At 61.0% G+C, this 20274-nt stretch carries 18 protein-coding genes, 1 tRNA gene and 3 pseudogenes; 11 read left to right on the top strand and 11 right to left on the bottom strand.

Annotation, left to right across the window (positions count from 1 at the left end; genetic code table 11):
- The first annotated feature begins 2 nt into the window (after positions 1-2).
- From ACZ46S_RS17145 to ACZ46S_RS17130, 4 genes are read left to right on the top strand one after another with little or no spacing between them, the layout of a single operon-like run.
- Positions 3-707 carry a glutathione S-transferase N-terminal domain-containing protein gene (locus ACZ46S_RS17145; protein WP_464064302.1) on the top strand — a complete coding sequence of 235 codons (705 nt, stop codon included), beginning with the start codon at positions 3-5 and terminating at the stop codon, positions 705-707.
- On the top strand, positions 704-1405 hold the full coding sequence (locus ACZ46S_RS17140; RefSeq protein WP_464062716.1) for a glutathione S-transferase family protein: 702 nt from the start codon (positions 704-706) through the stop codon (positions 1403-1405). Before ACZ46S_RS17145 ends, ACZ46S_RS17140 begins: the two co-directional genes overlap by 4 nt.
- A gap of 13 nt (positions 1406-1418) precedes the next feature.
- Positions 1419-2096: a haloacid dehalogenase type II gene (locus ACZ46S_RS17135; RefSeq protein WP_464062715.1), complete on the top strand. Its 678-nt coding sequence runs from the start codon at positions 1419-1421 to the stop codon at positions 2094-2096.
- A complete protein-coding gene (locus ACZ46S_RS17130) occupies positions 2093-2725 on the top strand; it encodes a DsbA family protein (RefSeq protein ID WP_464062714.1) in 633 nt (210 codons plus the stop codon). Before ACZ46S_RS17135 ends, ACZ46S_RS17130 begins: the two co-directional genes overlap by 4 nt.
- 332 nt (positions 2726-3057) lie before the next feature.
- Here the strand turns inward: ACZ46S_RS17130 and ACZ46S_RS17125 are convergent, their stop codons facing one another.
- Positions 3058-4560, bottom strand: coding sequence for a cryptochrome/photolyase family protein (locus ACZ46S_RS17125; protein WP_464062713.1), 1503 nt, complete (start codon positions 4558-4560; stop codon positions 3058-3060).
- 92 nt (positions 4561-4652) lie between these two features.
- Here ACZ46S_RS17125 and ACZ46S_RS17120 point away from each other — a divergent pair, with 92 nt between their 5' ends.
- Positions 4653-4865 (top strand): hypothetical protein, encoded by a 213-nt coding sequence (locus ACZ46S_RS17120; RefSeq protein ID WP_464062712.1) that lies wholly within the window; start codon positions 4653-4655, stop codon positions 4863-4865.
- Between the two features lie 60 nt (positions 4866-4925).
- Here ACZ46S_RS17120 and ACZ46S_RS17115 read toward each other — a convergent pair.
- A tRNA-Tyr gene (locus tag ACZ46S_RS17115) sits at positions 4926-5011 on the bottom strand.
- 67 nt (positions 5012-5078) lie between these two features.
- Here ACZ46S_RS17115 and ACZ46S_RS17110 point away from each other — a divergent pair.
- From ACZ46S_RS17110 to ACZ46S_RS17090, 5 genes and pseudogenes are all read left to right on the top strand, one after another.
- Positions 5079-6077: a TrmH family RNA methyltransferase gene (locus tag ACZ46S_RS17110; protein ID WP_464062711.1), complete on the top strand. Its 999-nt coding sequence runs from the start codon at positions 5079-5081 to the stop codon at positions 6075-6077.
- A gap of 126 nt (positions 6078-6203) precedes the next feature.
- On the top strand, positions 6204-6569 hold the full coding sequence (locus tag ACZ46S_RS17105) for a response regulator (protein WP_464062710.1): 366 nt from the start codon (positions 6204-6206) through the stop codon (positions 6567-6569).
- 64 nt (positions 6570-6633) lie between these two features.
- Positions 6634-8031, top strand: a complete 1398-nt coding sequence (locus ACZ46S_RS17100; protein ID WP_464062709.1) for an ethanolamine ammonia-lyase subunit EutB — start codon at positions 6634-6636, stop codon at positions 8029-8031.
- Positions 8021-8773 (top strand): ethanolamine ammonia-lyase subunit EutC, encoded by a 753-nt coding sequence (gene eutC, locus ACZ46S_RS17095; protein ID WP_464062708.1) that lies wholly within the window; start codon positions 8021-8023, stop codon positions 8771-8773. The genes ACZ46S_RS17100 and eutC overlap by 11 nt, the downstream gene beginning before the upstream one ends.
- Before the next feature lie 215 nt (positions 8774-8988).
- Positions 8989-9114, top strand: a pseudogene (locus ACZ46S_RS17090) (IS630 transposase-related protein); the annotation flags it as partial.
- Positions 9115-9345: 231 nt separating this feature from the next.
- Here ACZ46S_RS17090 and ACZ46S_RS17085 read toward each other — a convergent pair.
- The 8 genes and pseudogenes from ACZ46S_RS17085 to ACZ46S_RS17050 form a co-directional block, all read right to left on the bottom strand.
- Positions 9346-9646 (bottom strand): annotated as a pseudogene (locus ACZ46S_RS17085) (transposase); the annotation flags it as partial.
- 122 nt (positions 9647-9768) lie between these two features.
- On the bottom strand, positions 9769-10695 hold the full coding sequence (locus ACZ46S_RS17080) for a hypothetical protein (RefSeq protein WP_464062707.1): 927 nt from the start codon (positions 10693-10695) through the stop codon (positions 9769-9771).
- Entirely contained in the window at positions 10692-12203 is a 1512-nt protein-coding gene (locus ACZ46S_RS17075) for a hypothetical protein (protein WP_464062706.1), read from the bottom strand. The genes ACZ46S_RS17080 and ACZ46S_RS17075 overlap by 4 nt, the downstream gene beginning before the upstream one ends.
- Positions 12204-12320: 117 nt before the next feature.
- On the bottom strand, positions 12321-13847 hold the full coding sequence (locus tag ACZ46S_RS17070; protein WP_464062705.1) for a DUF6538 domain-containing protein: 1527 nt from the start codon (positions 13845-13847) through the stop codon (positions 12321-12323).
- A 1262-nt stretch (positions 13848-15109) separates the two neighbouring features.
- Entirely contained in the window at positions 15110-15892 is a 783-nt protein-coding gene (istB, locus tag ACZ46S_RS17065; RefSeq protein ID WP_464061524.1) for an IS21-like element helper ATPase IstB, read from the bottom strand.
- Positions 15882-16547, bottom strand: a pseudogene (locus tag ACZ46S_RS17060) (Mu transposase domain-containing protein); the annotation flags it as partial. The pseudogene ACZ46S_RS17060 and the gene istB, both read right to left, overlap by 11 nt.
- Before the next feature lie 288 nt (positions 16548-16835).
- Positions 16836-17426: a hypothetical protein gene (locus ACZ46S_RS17055; protein WP_464062704.1), complete on the bottom strand. Its 591-nt coding sequence runs from the start codon at positions 17424-17426 to the stop codon at positions 16836-16838.
- 5 nt (positions 17427-17431) lie between these two features.
- On the bottom strand, positions 17432-18355 hold the full coding sequence (locus tag ACZ46S_RS17050; protein ID WP_464062703.1) for a glycoside hydrolase family 19 protein: 924 nt from the start codon (positions 18353-18355) through the stop codon (positions 17432-17434).
- Between ACZ46S_RS17050 and ACZ46S_RS17045 the strand changes: the two genes are divergently transcribed.
- Complete coding sequence (locus tag ACZ46S_RS17045; RefSeq protein WP_464062702.1) at positions 18345-20042, top strand: hypothetical protein; 1698 nt, start codon at positions 18345-18347, stop codon at positions 20040-20042. The two genes, ACZ46S_RS17050 and ACZ46S_RS17045, sit on opposite strands and share 11 nt — an antisense overlap.
- Here ACZ46S_RS17045 and ACZ46S_RS17040 read toward each other — a convergent pair.
- Positions 20014-20208, bottom strand: a complete 195-nt coding sequence (locus ACZ46S_RS17040) for a hypothetical protein (protein WP_464062701.1) — start codon at positions 20206-20208, stop codon at positions 20014-20016. The two genes, ACZ46S_RS17045 and ACZ46S_RS17040, sit on opposite strands and share 29 nt — an antisense overlap.
- Between the last annotated feature and the right edge of the window lie 66 nt (positions 20209-20274).

The following is a 20274-nucleotide window of genomic DNA, read 5'->3' as shown; positions in this document are numbered from 1 at the left end:
ACGTGATCGATCTTTATTACTGGACCACGCCAAATGGCCATAAGGTCACAATTTTTCTCGAGGAGACCGGTCTGCCTTACAAGATCGTGCCTGTGAATATCAGCAAGGGTGAACAATTCGCGCCGGAATTTCTGGCCATTTCGCCCAATAACCGCATGCCCGCCATGGTCGACCACGCGCCCGAGGACGGCGCCGGGCCGCTCAGCATTTTCGAATCCGGCGCCATTTTGGAATATCTGGCCGATAAAACCGGGCAATTTCTACCCCGCGCGCCCCGCCCGCGCTTCGAAGTGCTGCAATGGCTCTATTGGCAGATGGGCGGGCTGGGGCCGATGGCCGGCCAGAACCACCATTTCGTGCAATATGCGCCGGTACAAATTCAATATGCCATCGACCGCTATGTGAACGAGACCAACCGTCTCTATGGCGTGCTCAACAAGCGTCTCGCCGGGCGCGACTATATTGCCGGAGATTACTCCATCGCCGACATGGCCTGCCATCCCTGGATCAAGCTCCACAAAAATCAGAAGCAGAACCTGGAGGATTTCCCGCATCTGGCGCGCTGGTTCGCGCTGATGGGCGAGCGCCCGGCGGTGCGGCGCGCCTACGCGCTGGCGGAGAGGATCAACACCGCGCCGGTGGTGAGCGAGGAGGCGCGCGCCATCCTGTTCGGCCAGACCGCGACCAATCTCACGGAGAGCAAATGATGACCGCCGCGATCAAGCTTTACGACCTCGCCGCCAAGGATGAGACTATCCGTTTCAGCCCGAATTGCTGGCGCGTGCGCTTGGCCCTGGCGCATAAAAACCTCCCTGTCGAAACCATCGCCTGGCGCTTCACCGAGAAGCAGGAGATTGCCTTTTCCGGCCAGGGCAAGGTGCCGGTGCTCGTCGATGCCGGGCGCTGCGTGGTGGATAGCTGGGCGATCGCCGAATATCTGGAGGCGACCTATCCGGACCGTCCCTCGCTGTTCAATGGCGCGCCCGGCAAGGCGCTGACCCGCTTCGTCAATGACTGGACCGAGACCGTGCTGCACCCGGCCATCGCCCGGCTGATCCTGCCGGAGATCCACGCCATGCTGCATCCCAAGGACCAGGATTATTTCAAGACCACGCGTGAGGCGTTCTTCGGGTGCAGCCTGGCGGATCTGGCGGCGGGACGTGAGGCGCATCTGAGCGCGCTGCGCCAGGCGCTGCGGCCGCTGGCGGTGACACTCGGCCGGCAGCCTTATCTCGCCGGTGAGGGCCCGGCCTATGCTGACCATGTCGTCTTCGCCGCGCTGCAATGGCAGCGTGTGTGCGGCGGACATGACGTGACCAGCGCCGAGCCCGCTCTGTCGGGCTGGTTCGCGCGCATGCTCAATGCCTATGACGGGCTGGCGCTCGCCATGCCCGCCGCGGCGTGAAGGAGGGGCGGAGATGGCGATTAAAGCTTGTGTCTTCGACGCCTACGGAACCTTGTTCGACCTGGCCTCCGCCACGGCGCGCTGCGACCAGGTTCCGCGCGAGCAACGCGCCCCCTTGAGCGCGCTCTGGCGCGACAAGCAGTTGCAATATACCTGGCTGCGCGCCCTGCAGGGGCGCTACGCGGATTTCCGCCAGGTCACCGCCGAGGCGTTGGAATTCGCTTTGGAGAGCCTGGATCTCGCCAGCCCGCAGCGTCATGTGGCGCTGATGGGGCTGTTCGAGACGCTGCACGCCTTCCCCGAGGTGCCAGACATGCTTCGCGCTTTGCGCCGGGCCGGGGTGAAAACCGCCATTCTCTCCAACGGCACCCCGGCGATGCTGGCCTCCTCCCTGGTCAGTTCCGGGCTGGACGGGCTGTTCGACGAGGTGCTCTCCGTGCATCCCCTGCAAACCTACAAAACCGACCGGCGGGTTTACCAATATGCGTTGGATAGGCTGGGGCTGACGGCGACGCAGATCAGCTTCCAATCCTCCAATGGCTGGGATGCGCATGCGGCGGCGGATTTCGGCCTGCACGTGGTCTGGTGCAACCGCTACGGCCAGCGCCGCGAGCGCCTGCCCGGCGCGCCGACGCATGAGGTCTCCAGCCTGGCCGCGCTGCCGGCGCTGCTCGGGCTAGCCCCCTCATGACCGGCCCGCATCTGGTTTATTTCGCCGACCCGATGTGCTCCTGGTGCTGGGGGTTTTCGCCGGCGATCGAGGCCATCACGCGTCGGTTCGGCGATGCCCTGCCGGTGCGCCTGGTTCTGGGCGGGCTGCGTCCTGGCAATATAAGCGCCATGACGGCGTCAGACCGCGCCGAGATCCGCGCGCATTGGGAGCATGTGCGCGACGCTTCCGGTCAGCCATTTGATTTCAGCTTTTTCGAGCGCGAGGGCTTCGTGTACGACACCGAGCCCGCCAGCCGCGCCGTGGTGGTTTTTCGCCGGCAGGGCATGACCAGCGGGCTCGCCGCGCTGGCGCGGATTCAACGCGCCTTTTACGCCGAAAACCGCGACGTGACGGCGGCCGACGTGCTAACCGGCCTGGCGACGGACCTGGGCATGGACGAGCTCGGCTTTAGAACGCTGTTCAATGCAGCTGCCGTGGCGGAGGAAACCATGCAGGATTTCGCCCTGGCGCAGCAAGCGGGCATACGAGGCTTTCCCACACTTATCGCCGGGACGGGAGATCGGCGTGACTACGCGCTCGTAACGAACGGTTTTCAGCCGGCGGACAGGCTGATCCCGGCGCTTTCGGCCTGGCTGGAGAAGCTGTAGCTACCGCAAATTTTCCTCCCTGTTGTGAGAAAGGCGAGGCGGTTGCGAGGTGATCCCGTTTTTTGCCTGCAATGCGGCGATCATAAAATCATCTACGCTATATCATCCGCATAAGGCCAATCCCCCCGCTGTGGGCGCGGGCATCCTTTCTCATGACGCGAGATCCGGTGAGGACGGCATGAATGCCCGATTTGGACGCGGGGCGCTGATGCCTTGAATAGATGCGTGATGGTGCGGTTTGCCATGGCGCATCTCAGAGCGATGGAGCGTTCGCAGCGTCTGCTTTGCCCGAGGCGGTCGACGATGGCGTGGGCCCGTTTCAGCTTTTCAGATCAAAGCCGCTCCAGGAAGCTACGCGCGCTGTCGCGGATCGCGCTCAAGGCCGGGGTGGGCATGTTGTTGAGGGTTTTATAGGCCAGGCTCAGCCGCGCATTGCCGCCCAGCCTGTCGCGGTGGCGGTCGAGGAAGGCCCAGTAGAGATAATTGAACGGGCAGGCCTCCGGGCCGGTTTTCTGCGCCACGTTGAAGCTGCAATGGCCGCAATAATCCGACATGCGGTTGATATAAGCCCCGCCCGCCGCATAAGGCTTGCTGGCCAGCAGCCCACCATCGGCGAACAGAATCATACCGGTGACATTGGGTAACTCCACCCATTCATAAGCGTCGGCATAGACCAGCAGATACCATTCATTCACCTCAGCCGGGTCCAGCCCGGCGAGCAGGGCGAAATTGCCCAGCACCATCAGCCGCTGGATATGGTGGGCATAGGCATGGTCGCGGGTGTTGCTGACGCATTGGCGCAGGCAGTTCATCTCGGTGCCGGCATCCCAGTAGAAGCCGGGCAGGGGGCGGGTGGCGCCAAGGGCGTTCTGCGAGGCGTAATCGGGCATTTTCAGCCAATAGAGGCCGCGCACATATTCGCGCCAGCCGAGGATCTGGCGGATGAAGCCCTCGGCGGCGTTCAGCGGCACGTCCCCGGCGCGCCAGGCGCGCTCGGCGGCGGCGATGCATTCGCCCGGCAGCAGCAGCCCGCAATTCAGATAGAGGCTGAGATGCGAGTGAAACAGCCAGGGTTCGTTCTGGCGCATCGCATCCTGGTAATCGCCGAAGCTGGCCAGGCGCTGGGTGATGAAGCGTGCCAGCGCCGCCTGCGCGCCTTCGCGGGTGACGGCATAGGAAAACCCCTTCAGCTCGCCGAAATGCTCCGCAAATTCCGCCGCGACCAGGTCCAGAACCTCGCGCGTTATCGCATCCGGCGCTTGCGTGTAGGTGAGGGGGATTTTCGTCTGGCGGGGCAGCGGGTGGCGGTTCTCGCTGTCAAAATTCCAGCGCCCGCCGGCCGGCTCGTCCCCTTCCATCAGGATGTTCAGCCGGCGGCGCAGCAGCCGGTAGAAGAATTCCATCCGCAATTGCGTGCGCCCCTGCGCCCACTCGGCAAATACGCTGAGGGGGGCCAGGAAGCGTGTATCTTCCAGGATTTCGGCGCCCAGCCCCTCCAGCATCTGTTTCACCCGCCATTCGCCGGGCCAGGTGGCGATGATCCGCTCGGCCTTGTGCCGGCGCAGGGCGCGGCGCAGCTCGCCCTCGAAGCTCTGGCTGTTGCCCTCGTCCCGCAGCGCCACATAATCGACCCGGTAGCCCTGCGCGCGCAGCGTTGCGGCGAAATGCCGCATGGCCGAAAACAGGAAGGCGATTTTCATCTTGTGATGGCGCGGGGCGGTGGCCTCGCCGCGTACCTCCATCATCAACACGACATCCTTGGCCTTGTCACACTGGGCGAGGCTGGCGAGGCCCAGGCTGAGCTGGTCGCCGAGGACGGGAAACAGGCGAGTCATATGATCATTACGGATGCACGGCGGGATCGGATCACCGGTTCGCGACCATAATTGGCACGTTTTTGCTCCATGCTTTGGCCCCAATTCGGCGCTTGAAACGCCGCGCGTCGATGGAGGAGAACAGCGTGCGGGCGTTTGAATGGGTCGGGCTGGTGGTGGTGCTGGTGTTGGCGGCGGGGGCTTTGTCGCTCTTTGGCGTGCATCTGCTCGGATGGCTCGATCACGGCGTGCCCGGCCGGGTTGCCGCGCTTGGCGGCCAGCCGGAGATCGGGTTCGAGTATTTTGCGCACAGCCTGCTGATGTAGACAGGTCCGCGTGCGGCGGATGAAGGCCTGAAAGGCTGGCGATGCGGCTTTTGAAGGAAATGGTGGAAGGGGTTGGATTCGAACCAACGTAGGCGCACGCCAACGGATTTACAGTCCGTCCCCTTTAGCCACTCGGGCACCCTTCCACGTGGGGCGCGTCTTGCAACGGTTGGCATCGGTTGTCAACGCATGGGGGCGGAGATAGTGAGGGGCATGGTTCAAAATCGCCCCCCGCATGGAAAAAACGCCCCCCGTCAACGTTCAGCTGGCGAGGCGCGGGGGACGCGTCCCGACGAATCGTGGAAAAAAGAGCCGCGTCAGGCCCCGGCGCGGCATGAAGGCCCGAAGCGCAACGAGGGCCAGGGACGGCGTGAGGCCGAGGGCCGCGCGCAAGCCCCTGCACGCTCTGACGGCCAGGCCAGCCGTGAGGGGGCCGGGCGTCGCGAAAGCCGGGGTGCGGCGCGGCGCGGCCCCTCCACGCCATCCGGCGCGGTCTGGCTCTACGGCACCCATGCGGTGGCGGCGGCGCTGAAAAACCCGGAGCGTCTGTTCCGCCGGCTGGTGATCACCGAGGAGGCGCAGGCCAGCCTGGCGGCCGAAGCGAAGCTGCCCTGGCCGATCCAGCCGGAGATTTCGCCGCGCGAGCGGATCGACCAGATTCTCGGCGCCAAGCCGGGTTCGGGCATCGTGCATCAGGGCATCGCGCTGCTGGCGGACCAGCTGGAGGCGCCCTCCTTGCAGGAGGCGCTGCTGCGCCCCGGCCCGGTGCTGGTGCTGGACCAGATTTTCGACCCGCGCAATGTCGGCGCGCTGATGCGCACGGCCCAGGCCTTCGGTGCCTGCGCGGTGGTGGCGCAGGACCGCAACGCCCCGGAAGAAACCGGCGCCCTGGCGAAAGCCGCCTCCGGCGCGCTGGAGACGATTCCGCTGCTGCGCATCACCAACATCGCCCGGACGTTGACGGCGCTGAAGGACGCCGATGTCTGGGTGGTCGGGCTGGACGGGCATAGCCAGACCAGGCTGCGCGGCGAGGCCTTCGCCGGCCGGCGGGTGGCGCTGGTGCTGGGCAGCGAGGGCGAGGGCATGCGCCGGCTCACCCGCGAAACCTGCGATGAGATCTGTGCCCTGGCGATGCCGGGCGGCATGGAGAGCCTGAATGTCTCCGCCGCCGGCGCGGTGGCGTTGTACGAGCTGACGCGCACCCCCGGCTGACCGGACTGGTTAACGAATTCTTTAGGTTTTGCTTAGGTGGCGGCGCTTTGCGAGAGTCGGTCCGGCGCGTTAGAGAAGCCGCGAAGGGGTTTCATGATGGGTCAAGTCGGGTCACTCCCGCCAGCGATGAATACGGTGCTTGTCGTCGATGACGAGCCGATGGTGCGGATGCTGGTTGTCGAGACGCTCGAGGAGCAGGGGTATCGGACCTTCGAGGCGGAGGACGTGCCCTCCGCCCTGGAGGTGCTGAACTCTCCCCAGCCGATCAATCTGCTGGTCACGGATGTCACCCTGCCTGGCCAGAATGGCCGCCAGCTGGCGGATGCCGCCAAGCGGATCCGGCCCGGTCTGAAGGTGCTGTTCATGACCGGCTATGCGCATAATATCGAGGTCGGCAATGGCAGCGCCATGGCCGAGGGCATGGAGATCATCACCAAGCCGTTTTCTCTGGATGGGCTGGCGAAGAAGATCCAGTCGATGATGGCGGGCTGAGAGCGGGTATTCCTCCCGCTAATTTATATTGCAGGGCAGTAAATTCCGGTGTTGCATAGGCGGCATGGGACATTTTACGCATGCCTTTCGTGGGGAGAGCTTTCGCTTCCCGGATCTGAAGACGGTTCTGGCGAAGGCCTCGGCCAAACGCTCGGGCGATGAACTGGCCGGGCTGGCCGCGGGCTCCGATGCTGAGCGCGTCGCCGCGCGGGCGGTGCTGGCGGATTTGCCGCTGAAGATTTTCCTGGAAGAGCCGCTGATCCCTTACGAGACGGACGAGGTCACGCGGCTGATTTTCGACAAGCATGACGAAGCCGCCTTCAAGCCGGTGGCGCATATGACGGTGGGGCAGTTCCGGGACTGGCTGCTCTCTTACGAGGCGGACAGCGCCGCCCTGGCCGCGCTGGCGCCGGGGCTGATGCCGGAGATGGCGGCGGCGGCGAGCAAGCTGATGCGCAACCAGGATCTGATCGCGGTGGCGCGCAAATGCCGGGTGGTGAAGGCCTTCCGCAACACCATCGGGCTGGAGGGACGGCTCTCCTCCCGGCTGCAGCCCAATCACCCGACGGATGATCTGAAAGGCATCGCCGCCTCCACGCTGGACGGGCTGCTTTATGGCACCGGCGATGCGGTCATCGGCATCAACCCGGCGACCGACAGCGTGCAGAACTGTATCTCGCTGCTCTCCATGCTGGATGAGCTGCGCGCCCGCTACGAGATCCCGACCCAGACCTGCGTGCTCACCCATGTCACCAATTCCATCGAGGTGATGAATGCCGGCGGGGCGGTGGATCTGGTGTTCCAGTCCATCGCCGGCTCGCAAGCGGCGAATGCCGGGTTTGGCATCAATCTCGGCATTCTGCGGGAGGCTTATGAAGCCTCGCAATCGCTGGGGCGCGGCACCATCGGCCAGGATACGATGTATTTCGAAACCGGGCAGGGGGCGGCTCTGTCCGCCGGGGCGCATTTCGGGCTGGACCAGCAGACGATCGAGGCGCGGGCCTATGCGGTGGCGCGGGAATTCTCGCCGCTGCTGGTGAATACGGTGGTCGGCTTCATCGGCCCGGAATATCTCTATGACGGCAAGCAGATTATCCGCGCCGGGCTGGAGGATCATTTCTGCGGCAAGCTGCTCGGCATCTCGATGGGCTGCGACGTTTGCTACACCAACCATGCCGAGGCCGACCAGGACGACATGGATACGCTGATGACGCTGCTGACCGTGGCGGGGGTCTCCTTCGTCATCGCGGTGCCGGGCGCGGATGATGTGATGCTGAATTACCAGAGCCTCTCTTATCACGATATTCTCTATCTGCGCTCCAGCTTCGGCGCCCGCCCGGCGCCGGAATTCGAGGATTGGCTGGAGAAGATGGAAATGCTGGACCGGCATGGGCGGATGCGTCTGCCCGGCCCGCAGAACAAGGCGCAGCGCCGCCTGCTGGAGGCGCGCAATGCCGCCTGAGGAAAATGATCCCTGGGCGTTGCTGCGCCAGGCGACGCGCGCGCGCATCGGGCTCGGCCGGGCCGGGGATGCGATGAAGATCGGCGATGTGCTGGACTTCCAGTTCGCCCATGCCATGGCGCGCGATGCAGTGCATGCGAAGCTGGATGTGGCGACGCTGAAGGCAGCCTTTCCCGAGGCGCTGGAGGTGCAGAGCGCCGCCAAGGACCGGGAGGTGTATCTGCGCCGGCCGGATCTGGGCCGGGCCTTGGCGGCCGCATGCGAAGAGACGCTGCCCAAGGGCGATTATGACGCGGTGATCGTGATCGGCGATGGGCTTTCCGCCACGGCGGTGATGCAGAATGCGGTGCCGGTGGCCCAGGCGTTGCTGGCCCGGCTGTGGGGCATGAAGCTGGCGCCTTTGGTGATCGCGACCCAGGCCAGGGTGGCGCTGGGCGATGATATCGGCGCGGCGCTGGGCGCAAAGCTGGTGGTGATGCTGATCGGCGAGCGGCCGGGGCTGACGGTGTCCGACAGTCTGGGCATCTATCTCACCTTCGATCCGAAGCGCGGCACGCCGGATTCGGCCCGCAACTGCATCTCCAACGTGCATGGCCAGGGCGGGCTTTCGGCCGAGGCGGCGGCGGATATGCTGGCCTGGCTGATGCGCGAGGCGCTGCGCCGGGGGCTGACCGGGGTGGGGCTGAAAGAGGCCAGCGGCCTGACGCATGAGGGCGCCGCGCCGCTGCTGGCGGAAGGCTAGAGCGCGATTGGTTCAGGGTGACGCGGTTGCGGCACCCTGAACGCGCTCCAACGCTTTGATTGAGAGGCTGATTCACGGTTCAGCTTGATCGCTTCGCGATTCAAACTGAACCGATCAGGCTCTAGAGTCCTCTGTGAATAGCTTGAATCGTATTTCTTTACCGACGCGAGGCTGATGTGATTCATGATTAGGGCTGGTTGAGGAGGCCAGTGCTGATGCCCCGAGCTTATTCTTCTGATCTTCGTGAACGCGTGATTTCGGTTGTGGAGAGCGGTGAGGAGACATGCCGCTCTGCGGCGCGGCGTTTTGGCGTGAGCGCATCGTCTGCCATCAAATGGGTTCAGCGCCTGCATCGGGTTGGTGACCGACGCAGCGCTGGCACTGGTGGCCACCGGCCCTCGAAGGTGAAGCCTGAGCGGGCCTGGCTTCTGGCGGTCATTGAGGAGCAGGCCGACATCACGCTGGCGGCGTTGAGCGTGCGCCTGTGGGAAGAGCGTGGCGTGCGCGCTGACACCGGCATGTTGTCGCGGTTCTTCCGCGCTGAGGGCATCAGCTTTAAAAAAAACCGTGCTGCCCGCCGAGAGATACGCGGACGCCTTGCGCAGAATCTCGTTGGCCCGTCGCAGCTCCTTGACCTCCCCGCTCCAGCAGCTTGAGGCGTTCCCGGTCACTGGCGGCTTGCGCAGCTGGCCCCGCTCGTCGGCTTGCCTCCTCGCGGCACCAGCGGTGCAGCGTCTCGGTCGTGCAGCCAACCTTCCCGGCAATCGAGGTCATCACCGCCCATTCCGATGGGTAGTCCCCTCGATGCTCTTCGACCATCCGTACCGCGCGGTCGCGAAACTCAGGCGAAAACTTCTTCCTTGTAGCGTTCATCGTAGCTCCTTCTCAAAAATATGAGCCGCCGGAAAACCCGGGACGCTTCATAGATTTCTAGCAACCATTAATTGGCTGGGTCCTTTATTGGATACTACGCTCGCTTACATCGCGCTGGGGCCCTATGCGCCTTCCAGCAGCTTTTCAAACAGCCACACCGGCTTGGTGCCGTTCTCGGGTGGGGTTTCGGGCGGCGGGAAAACGCTGCCGATCATAAGCCTCTCCAATTTCCCTTCAAAATTTACCGGGCGCCAATAGGCGGACCAGGGCACCGGCTCGTCACCGAACCAGTAACGGGGGTTGTTCTCGACCGGCATCGGTGCGTCAGGGTGCGCGGCGGCGCGTTTGCGTAGCGCATCGCGGATCGGCGTAAAATCCGGCGCTTCCGCCGCCAAACCTGGAACCGGGGCAGGTAAAGGCGGCTTCGTCGCCAGCGGCGGGCGCCAGCCGCCAAAGACAGAACGCATAATGTCGTAGGTCTTTGTCCATCCATCTGGCATCACAGGTTCATCAAACTGAACCAATTGTGTTGGTTTCGTCCAATTCGGATAGCTCTTACGTGGCACGGGCAACTGCATGGTACCGGCTTCCAACCGCACGGCCATCTGATGCCAGTCGGCCAGGGCGGCGGCTTCCAGCGGTCTCTCTTGGCCCGCCGGAACGCATTTGTGGTAAAGCTTAATAAAATCCCGTATCATGGCGACGATCACGGGATAGTGTCGGGGTTTCAGCAGGCCAGGGCCCTGGGTGATCGTCGCCAATTCGCCCAGTTTATCGCTGACCTCGTCGGTGTCACAGACCTCTCCGGTTCTCACGGCATATTTCAGCGTGGCGATATAAGAAGGGTCCACCGGAATAGGCAGCATCTTCTTCTCGATCATCTCCTGCAACCACATCAGCTGGTAGAGCATACGACCGTAGAAATTATCATTCGTCGGTGTCCACCCAGCCTGGCGGTAGTAGTTCAGCAGAAACGCGATGCGCTCCATTGCATCTGCGTACTCTTCCTCAATGCCGGGACCCATAATATCGGGGGTAATGAGGATCATGGATAGGAACTCCAATTTGTTACGGAAGTGAGGGGAAGGCTCGTCTGCCCACCGCCACCGGACATTGAAAGCGTGCCGGGATTGAGCGTCGATTCATCAAGGCCAGGGATTGTAAAATTTTCCTGTGCCGGCGCGATGATCCCTTGTACCCCGGTAATCGCATCTGTGCCGGTATAGGTACCTTGGTACAGGGCATTGGCCTGATTCGTACAAGGCAAAGCCATGTAATTCTTAATCTCCAGACTCTTCATCTCTCCCGTATCCGGGTTGATCAGCCCCTTATCCATCAGGTCCTTGAGTTGCCCCTGATCCATAACATACATGTTCGCCCTAGGCAGGGTCGGTGGCCAGCCCTTGCTTACAATCTTGTAGAAGGGCGAGTTTGTGCCATAACTGGGTGTGCCGGTGACGGCGCCGCTGCTGAGGACTTCTTTAACTTGGGCGTCGTTGTATCCACCCTCTAACAGGGTTTTTTCAGCGACAGAATCTATTGACGTTGCCGGCGTTGCTTTTAATGTCTTGAATTTTGAAAAATTCTCTGGCGTGGTCTTCCCCGCGGCATAATCTTTCAGCAGCCGGTCCTGGCTGGGGCGCAGCGGCAGTCCATCCCCCCTGATGTCATCAGACATGGCGTTGCCAAAGTTCGGAGCGGGTCTGGGTGGCGGCGGTACGTTTTGCTTCAGCTTCGCGCTCGCCACAGACGTTACCTTCGTCAGCAGTTTTGCCAGAAATATTGAGCCGCCCAGCACCACCAATGCACCCGCCGCTTTTTGTGCCGCATGGTCGATCTGGGGTTGGCTGCGAGCATGGGCCGCCTCAACCACCGCATGAATGAATTCAGACGCAGCCGCCAATCCGGGCCAGCCATACATGGCGTAGGCCAAAGCGGCGACGAGCATATCGGCCACCCCGTCCGCGACGGGAAGCGCTTGGATCGCCACCCCAGCCGCCAAAAACCCTGCCATGAGCGCGAGGTTCCGAGGCGTAAGAAAGGCTTCGAACTGTGCCCGAACAGCCGGAGCCAGATAGTCCGGAATAGCCGCGAACATCGCCTCGATCTTGTGCTCGACACTCCATTGCGCCACAGGCGTTGCCACCGGTGGCGGAACGGGAGAAGCCTCCGGGGCTATCACTGCCGTGCCCAACATCCATTCGTCCTGAAGCCAGAAGGCCGCGAGCGCAGTGCTCTGCACCTCGCGCCGCAACCACTCCAGCAATTGCTGGTCGGTCAGCCGGTTGGCACCACCGCCCAACAGGCTGTTGTAGAAATCCCGGATCTGAGCGGCGCGGTGCCAATCGAGTTTACGGAGATTGCTAAGTTCATAAGCCCCGGCACCATGGCCAAAATACCCGTCACGGTAGATTTGAAACCGCCGCATGCCAAAGGAATCGCGGCTTTGCGGGAGGATCAGCAGCGTTCCGGTAGGTAGCTTGATGGCCAGAAAGGGATAAGGCGGGAAATAATTAAGTGTTTTTCTTCCCAGGCCCGGCACCGTGGATGCGCTCATGATGAAATCGTATCATGGCACAACCAGGGGTTCAATCGACCGTGATCTTTCAGCCCAGGCCGCCTGAATGGCTGCTTCCGAGAAAGCTCTGGGTCCCAGGAATGACCGCCCTGGGCGCTAACCAGACAAACGATTACTGCCTGCCGCTATCCTCCTCCCCTTCAAATCAAACGGCGCTTTCACAGATGTCACCATCAAAACCGCCTCCTGCTCCGACAGCGCGCGGCCATAGCCAGCCCCGACCGATCCCCCTTCATGGCCAAAAACCTTGTTCGCGAGCTCATCGCCAACATTTGCGGCTCTCAGCATCTGCCTGAAACTATGCCGGAGCGAGTAAAGCACCAGATCCGGGCTCTCCAGCACGTGTTCCCCAATATAGCGATTCAAATATTTCGACCACGCCGCACCCGAGCGCGGGTTGTCAGCAAGCTCCAAAAGCCCTCGCCCCGCTTCAGCCTGCCGCTTCGCCCATCCCAATATCCCCATCTGGATCAATTCCGGGATCAACGGTACCAATCGCGCTGCAGCCCTCGTTTTCTTGCCGGATTGACGCAAATCCAGACACCAAACCTCTCCAACTTGGACAAGCTTCGCCGGTGCCGTTGCAATTTCTTTGGTCCGCGCACCAGTGAAAGCCGCTAGCGCCAGGAACCAGGCTGCCGCCTCATCGCTCTGGCTTAAAGTCCGCTCCATAAACAGCGGGCTGCTGAACAACCGGCGCAACTCGTCAACCGTGAACGCCCGCCGATTATCAACGCCCATCCGTTCGTCATGCGTCTTATCGCGGCCTTTCACCCCGCCAAAACGGTCATCCTCGACATGCCCCGCCTCAACCGCCCAGCTCATGAAAATCTTCACGTGATTCAGCATCCGCACGATACTGGCATGGCTCAGCTTACCGCCGCGCCCGCTATCCATATCTCGTAAATGATCGGCAAAAAGCTTCAGGTCGCCGCGCCGGATTTCGGCAATGGGCTTGTCGCCTATCAGCCTACGCCAGTGGTCAAACGCATGATTATAACTCCAGACCGTCTTGTCGGTGAGCCCAGGCTTGTCAGCCAGAAATTCATCCGTGAGGCTATGCCAGGGTGGCGAAACCTCCACCTCAGGCGCTGGAGGCACATGATCAACCACGGTTTCGGCCCGCACTGACGTCATGAAGCTCCCCGGGTTTGCCACAAATCGCGGTACCTCCATCTCATTATAAGGAGTCATTGGCTCAGCCTCCTGAAAGGCCACCCCGGTCCGCCAACCTTTCTGCACCCCGCCGGTCAGCGCGCGCAGCTCGGCCTGATATTGCGCCTGCAGCGCCGCCATCTCCTTTTCATGTTGGAGGCGCAGCTGATCCAGACGCGCATGATAGTCACACCCCAGGCGAAACGCCGCATCCGCGAGAGCATCGGCTCCCGTGGGCGGCATCCCCAGACTGTGCAGTGTGTCTCTCATCCTGAGACACAGCATGTGGAGAAACGGTGAAACCACCAAATATATTTTTGCAGCGCGCAGCTTCGCCTGCGCGGCATCGCGGGTCAGCAGCGAGGCGACCACATGCTCCCGGCCCAAAACAGCCCCCGCCAGAGGCGGCACGCGCAGCCGGAAATAATACCTTTCTCGACGTCTTTCGACGTAGGAACACAACGCCATTTCTGTCGTCCCCAGGTGGCACAAGCGTGTGTCACAAACGGGGGACGACACCCAAAATATCTAGCAATATCAATGTCTTGGAAATTGTGGCGTGCCATTCGCCATGAATGTGATAACTGGAAGGCTTTGAATTCATTATGAAAAAAATTTTCGACTGATACGCCTCACCTGAACTTACCCGCAATACGTCCATTTCGAAAATCCATGTGAACCAAGAAATTACTTTATAACCGCGCGTTTTTGGACGTAAAAGACGATTGGACGCGGTGTGAAACGGCGATATTCTGCCCACCGAGCCCAGCTATTTCGGCTGGCGCAATTGTGGGGTTCCGGCAGGCCCCATCACCGCGTCCGCTCTCCTATGCGGCAGACCTTAACGGAGAACAGAACGAGGGCCACTTTCGCCTTTGCCAATCATCTCCCTCTATGCGAAACGCCAAATAAATTATCGCCTCTGTTACAATCGGTAGAGACAGGACCCCTGCTAAATGAGTTCATCACATTTAGCCCGGGCAAACAGTTATTCGGCTGATGCTCTGCTCGGTCCGCAATGAGCACCAACAATCTAGCTGGCGAGAGCGCCAACAAGGGCGGTATCGTCGCTAATTCATAATAGTAGCACAGGCGGCTAGCGGCTGCTCGGTATGGGCTGGATTGTTTATGTTTCTACTCACGTTGCCACACGAAGGCGACGTACCTCTTGCGACCGCACCGCCGTCAGCGCGATGTTTCGATCCACGCCCCCGCACGGGGGCGACACCGCCTACGCGCCCTCGGCGCAATCCCGGAAAGGTTTCGACCCACGCCCTCGCACGGGGGGCGACGCCAGTCCTGCGGGTATTGAGCGAGCGCTGCGTTGTTTCGACCCACGCCCCCGCACGGGGGGCGACCCGTGGTAATAAGCGGTTTCGTATAGCGGCAAAGTTTCGACCCACGCCCCCGCACGGGGGGCGACCAGCCTAGCCGCGCTCGAAGCGATCACCAGCGACGTTTCGACCCACGCCCCCGCACGGGGGGCGACTGACGAGCGGCAGAAGATTATCGACCAGGAGAAGTTTCGACCCACGCCCCCGCCACGGGGGGCGACTCCAGAGAAAGGAATGGAGGCAGCAAGCTAAACGTTTCGACCCACGCCCCCGCACGGGGGGCGACCACAGCCCATGCAGGTTGGCGAATGGTGTTGATTTCCACTGAGAAGTGACCAGGGAATTCCATCGAGAATTGACCCGCCCTTTGGTTATGATTTGGGTTTCATGATGGGGTCAAGGGCTGATTTTTTCCTTTCGTTTTTGGGATTTCTGCACCGAGCTGTTCTTGAACCTGAAGCTGTCATTTCCGGTTTCCAGGATGTGACAATGGTGCGTCAGGCGATCGAGGAGAGCGGTGGTCATTTTGGCGTCGCCGAAGACGGCGGACCATTCGCTGAAGCTCAAATTGGTGGTGATGACGACACTGGTGCGCTCGTAGAGCTTGCTGAGCAGGTGGAACAGCAAAGCACCACCTGAGGCGCTGAAGGGCAGATAGCCGAGCTCATCAAGGATGATGAGATCGGCGTGGATCAGGCGGCCAGCAATCTGACCGCTCCGACCCTGGGCTTTTTCCTGCTCCAAGGCATTGACCAGCTCGACGGTTGAGAAGAAGCGGACACGTTTTTTGTGATGCTCGACGGCCTGCACCCCGAGGGCGGTGGCAATATGGGTCTTGCCCGTGCCTGGGCCGCCGACGAGCACAACATTGTCAGAGGGCTCGATGAAGTCGCAGCGATGCAACTGCCTGACCAGTGCCTCATTGACCTCACTGCTGGCGAAGTCAAAGCCGGCCAGGTCGCGATAGGCCGGGAAGCGAGCCGCCTTGAGCTGGTAGGCCATGGAGCGGACCTCGCGCTCGGCGGTCTCGGCCTTGAGCAGCTGAGAGAGCACGGGGATGGCGGCCTCGAAGGCCGGCGCCCCCTGCTGGGCCAGTTCGTCGACAGCCTGCGCCATGCCGTGCATCTTCAGGCTGCGCAGCATGATGATGAGTGCGCCGGCGGCGGGATCATGACGCATGGCGGGTCTCCCCGGTGGAGCGCAAGCTGTCGTAGCGTTCGACGTCGGCCCTGGGCTCATTGGCCAAGCTCAGCGCCTGCGGCGCCGTCACGGCTGGCGGGGTGGCGGGCGTGCCGTCGATCAGCCTGTGGAGCCAGTTGAGGATATGCGTCTTGGCCGGCACGCCGTCTTCCAGCGCCAGTTCCACCGCAGCCAGCACCGCCTGCTCGTCATGGTGCAGCACCAGGGCCAGGATCTCCACCATGTCACGGTCGCCGCCTGGCTGCTGCAGGAGATGCCGCTGCAAACGCCGGAACGCATCGGGCAATTCCAGGAATGGCGCGCCGTTGCGCAATGCGCCTGGCTTGCGCTGAATCACCGCCAGATAATGCCGCCAGTCATAAATCGTGCGGCCGGGACCGTGTGTCCGCTCAATAATGCGGAGGTGTTCGCAAATGATCTGGCCTTCCGCCGCCACCACCAGCCTGTTGGGGTAAACGCGCAGGCTGATCGGCCGGTTGGCGAATGATGCTGGCACGCTGTAGCGGTTGCGCTCAAAATGGATCAGGCAGGTCGAGGAGACCCGCTTAGTGTGTTCCACGAACCCATCGAACGGCCGCCCCATGGGCATGAGGTTCTCGACTTCGCTCGCCCAGACATCGGCGATCGTCCCTGGCTCACTGCAAAGCACTTCGTAACCCAACTCCGAACTAGTCCGGAGCATACTCTCAACTTCAACAACGTCAGCCAACGAAATCCTCCACTGCCAAGCAGAAGATCAGAGGCAGAGGGCGCAACACCCTACAAGGCGGGACACAGATGACGCTTACTGAAAGTCTGTGAGCCGCCGATTATTTCCTTGGGTAACGGGCATGTGGCGGAGTGGGTAAAGTTGACGGATTTGAAATCGGCTCAAGTTGAGCCGTCAGTCTTTAAGACGGCAGTCTACCTGGAAGTAGACACGTTAGTTGGAATCTTTTGGTAACGGCGGATTTAGGCCAAATTGATTATTAATGTCGTAAATAATATCCGGTATCGTCATGTCGCCGTTACTAGCCAAAAGGGCACTTAAATTATACAGCAATTTAAAACCTGTCTTTGAGCCAAGAAATATTAACGGCCTAGGTTCATAATTTCCGCGACCATCCAAGCTTTGGCCTAGTAGAATGACGTCCTTATATCGATCGTCGTTTAGATTTTGGAATGAGACAGCCAAAATCTTATCTACGGCCTCAGGCCAGAGTTCGCCTGGAGTATTGGGGTAAGTAAAATCGAATATGTCCTTGCCGTTTTTGAATAAGCTTACGGCGATATAAGGAGGAGGCTTATAGCCAGGCATACATAGTACGTTAATTGGGCTGGGGATAACGTGTGCTGCAAGGCAAACATCTCCATACGGAGGAAGGTTTTCATTAAACACGGCTTTTGAGACAAGGGGAATTTTGCTGGCATTAACCGCAGAGCATTGGCCGGTGTAGGTAGCTGCGTGGGCAACAGACGACGCAAAACATGCTAGAATTAAAAAAACTCCTGATATAATAGGGATTTCTTTCATGGAAATCAAAATCCTACATTAGTTAGCATAGCATTTGCGATGGCCTTGGCCGCAGATTTTTGAATACTATCCCGTTCGGTCCAGTTGACCGGCGGAACAATCTGGCGCTCACCTGCATCGACCATCTTCGTCCCTTTATGTTTTCGCTGAATGTGATATTTTACATGCCCATAGTTGATGATATCCGCTAGGCTTTCAAACTGAAAAAGATCAGCATAATGGTTTAGACTTATATTGGTCCAGTACCAGAAACCTGACATGACAGCGTATTGCGGCTGCTCCACTAACTCAGGGTGATTGAGAGCATCAATGTTTGCGGCTTGTCCGAAATTTGTATAGCTATTCTTACCTGTGATTTGGAAAATGCCCCTTCCTCTATAATTATATCCGTCATCGCTTGGGAAGGCGGCATTGCCCATCAATCCGTCATAAAGTTTGTCGCCAAGGTCTTTGGGGGCATTCACGTACGCCTGAGCATCTTGAACTGTAGCAAAATGGCTAGGAAAAACGGAGTGAATTCTATCGGCAGTTGAATAACTCAAATTTTCAACGAGGCTGCCGTAATACCCAGTTTCTGCAACGGAATTTCCTATGAGGGCAGAAATACGAGGAATTGTATTCACGTTATAGTATTGAGCGTAATATCCAAACCACTGCGCCAGATTTTGAATAGACGCCCTTTTTATATGAGGCGAGATGTTTTGAAATGTGGCAACAGAAAGATCAAGATTTCCAAAGAAATTGACTGACAAATTATCAGGCACTCTTCTTCCGGTCGCTACCGCATAAATTTGTGCGCACCATAAATTGTAGTTCGAAAAATCGGCACAGCCTTGGGCGGCAACAAAAGGAAGAGCAGGTTGGGGAAACCGGACATCGGTGCCTGCTGGTGAAGGAAGCCCGTAAAGTTTCTCCGAAATGGAAGTCATATCACTTCTTCCTCAACCTAGCCCCAGCCCCACCACCATTCTCAGGGATGAACTCGGCGCCAATGGCTTCAAGCGTTGCGCGAAGAGCTGCATCCATCTCACGATCGTCAGGATAGCCGCCAAACTCAAAATCGACAACAGCTGCCAGCACCAACTCAGCGGCCAGGGCGCGCTGCAGGTTCCGGCCTTCGATGCGCTAACCGGGCGCCCGATCACGCCGGGCCAAGTCGTGATTGGCGCGGCGGCCAATCCTGTCCTGGGCGGCGCTGGCGCGCTGGCTGGGAACGCGCTGAGCGGCATCCTGACCGCTGGCCAGCCGGTGGAGCAGCGCGCCGCGCGCGCCGTACTGAACGCGGCCAACGCCGACGTTGGCGTTCCTGCGGCTTCCGCCGCTGGGCCGGGCGACACCCTGGCGACCACCGGGGGGCCGAACGTGCAGGGCCTGGCCGAGAGTCTGGCCAACCAGCCCGGCACCGGCCGCAACATCGTCACGAGCTATTTCCAGAACCTGATGGACCAGCAGCCGCAGGTTCTGGCCCAGGCGATCAAGGGCGCCATGGGGTCGAATGGCAACGTCAGCGATCTCGTGGCCAATGTGATGCAGCAGCGCAGCGCGCAGGCCGCGCCGCTGTTTCAACAGGCGTTTTCCGCGCCCATCAGCGAAAGCGCAACCGCCAAGCTGCAGGCTATGCTTGATGCCCCGCGCGGACAGCAGGCCGTGGCGACGGCCCTGCGCAACCTGCAGGATCAATCCGAAGCGGCCGGGCAGGTGTTCAACCCCGCAGATTATGGCGTTCAGATTGGCGCAGACGGGAAAGCTCAGCTTATTCCAGGCGCCAATTCCACGCCGTTTCTCGCGGCAGTGAAGGAGGGATTTGACGACAATCTTGAGGGCATGCGGGACCCGACCAGCGGCCGCCTTCCCAACACCAAGGAGATCGGAAACCTCGACGCCATCAGGTCCAATTTCCGGCAAGCTGTGGTGGGCGCCAATCCGACCTATGGGCAGGCCCTAGATGCCTGGTCTGGCCCTTCCAAGGCCATCGACGCCGCGCGCCTTGGATCGAAGGTGCTGAGCACGGACACCGACCTGACGGCGCAGCGTGTCGCCTCTATGGACCCCAGCGAAAAGGCCGCTTTTCAGGCCGGGGTGGCGCAAGCGGTCCTCAACAAGATCGGGCAGGTAAAGGACGGCGGAAAGGTGGCGCGAATGTTCGCCACCCCGAATGTCCGGGCCAAGGTGGCCGCCGCGTTCAACTCGCCGGCCGAGGCCGAGCAGTTTATGAGCATGGCCGAGCGCCTGAACGAGCAAGCGAACGCCCGCACCGCCATCACGGGCAACTCGCGCACGGCATTGCGCCAGGCGCAGCAGGGGCACGATTGGGGCAAGACAGCAATGGAGGCCGGGGCGAACGCGCTGGCGGGGCGCCCGCATATTGCAGCGCTGCGCCTGCTGCAGGGGCTGGGCAGTCATACGGCGACCCAGGACAGCCCGGCTTATGACACGGCCCTGGCCAACCTGCTGACCAACCAGAACCTGGGCGATGTGGCGGCGCGGCTACAGGCGGCGCAGCCCGGAGCGCTGAGCCAGGGCGTGGCAGCGCTCGGCGCCGGCGCGAACCGGGGGGCGCGGCTTTCGCCGATGCTGCTGATGCAGCCTAACGCCTTGACCGGAACGGCGCAGTAAGCAGCACGATCACGGCGAACACGAAGGCGAAGACCTTTACGGCGCTCCAGGCGATGCCGCTCCAGTCAATCGGAGCGCCGGCAAAGCTCTGCTGAGCGAACATCACGTAGAGCATGGCGAAGACAAAGCCGAGGATCGCGGCGGGCGTGAACATGAGCGGATTCAAGCATGAATTAGCCTGCGGAGGCGAGGAAATTCCGCCTGGAGGCTTGCGCCTTAACCACGGGCGTGG

It is taken from the genome of Acidocella aluminiidurans, from assembly GCF_055383125.1.
Note: the sequence above shows the minus strand (reverse complement) of the source record. Positions and strands in the feature narration are given on the sequence as shown.

Excerpts from the sequence above, each read along its gene's own strand:
- ACZ46S_RS17140 (WP_464062716.1), top strand. The coding sequence starts at position 704 with ATGATGACCGCCGCGATCAAGCTTTACGACCTCGCCGCCAAGGATGAG.
- ACZ46S_RS17070 (WP_464062705.1), bottom strand. The coding sequence starts at position 13,847 with ATGGCGTTGTGTTCCTACGTCGAAAGACGTCGAGAAAGGTATTATTTC.
- ACZ46S_RS17050 (WP_464062703.1), bottom strand. The coding sequence starts at position 18,355 with ATGACTTCCATTTCGGAGAAACTTTACGGGCTTCCTTCACCAGCAGGC.
- ACZ46S_RS17045 (WP_464062702.1), top strand. The coding sequence starts at position 18,345 with ATGGAAGTCATATCACTTCTTCCTCAACCTAGCCCCAGCCCCACCACC.
- ACZ46S_RS17130 (WP_464062714.1), top strand. The coding sequence starts at position 2,093 with ATGACCGGCCCGCATCTGGTTTATTTCGCCGACCCGATGTGCTCCTGG.
- ACZ46S_RS17135 (WP_464062715.1), top strand. The coding sequence starts at position 1,419 with ATGGCGATTAAAGCTTGTGTCTTCGACGCCTACGGAACCTTGTTCGAC.
- ACZ46S_RS17110 (WP_464062711.1), top strand. The coding sequence starts at position 5,079 with ATGGTTCAAAATCGCCCCCCGCATGGAAAAAACGCCCCCCGTCAACGT.
- ACZ46S_RS17075 (WP_464062706.1), bottom strand. The coding sequence starts at position 12,203 with ATGAGCGCATCCACGGTGCCGGGCCTGGGAAGAAAAACACTTAATTAT.
- eutC (WP_464062708.1), top strand. The coding sequence starts at position 8,021 with ATGCCGCCTGAGGAAAATGATCCCTGGGCGTTGCTGCGCCAGGCGACG.
- ACZ46S_RS17080 (WP_464062707.1), bottom strand. The coding sequence starts at position 10,695 with ATGATCCTCATTACCCCCGATATTATGGGTCCCGGCATTGAGGAAGAG.
- ACZ46S_RS17055 (WP_464062704.1), bottom strand. The coding sequence starts at position 17,426 with ATGAAAGAAATCCCTATTATATCAGGAGTTTTTTTAATTCTAGCATGT.
- ACZ46S_RS17100 (WP_464062709.1), top strand. The coding sequence starts at position 6,634 with ATGGGACATTTTACGCATGCCTTTCGTGGGGAGAGCTTTCGCTTCCCG.
- ACZ46S_RS17105 (WP_464062710.1), top strand. The coding sequence starts at position 6,204 with ATGAATACGGTGCTTGTCGTCGATGACGAGCCGATGGTGCGGATGCTG.
- istB (WP_464061524.1), bottom strand. The coding sequence starts at position 15,892 with ATGCGTCATGATCCCGCCGCCGGCGCACTCATCATCATGCTGCGCAGC.
- ACZ46S_RS17125 (WP_464062713.1), bottom strand. The coding sequence starts at position 4,560 with ATGACTCGCCTGTTTCCCGTCCTCGGCGACCAGCTCAGCCTGGGCCTC.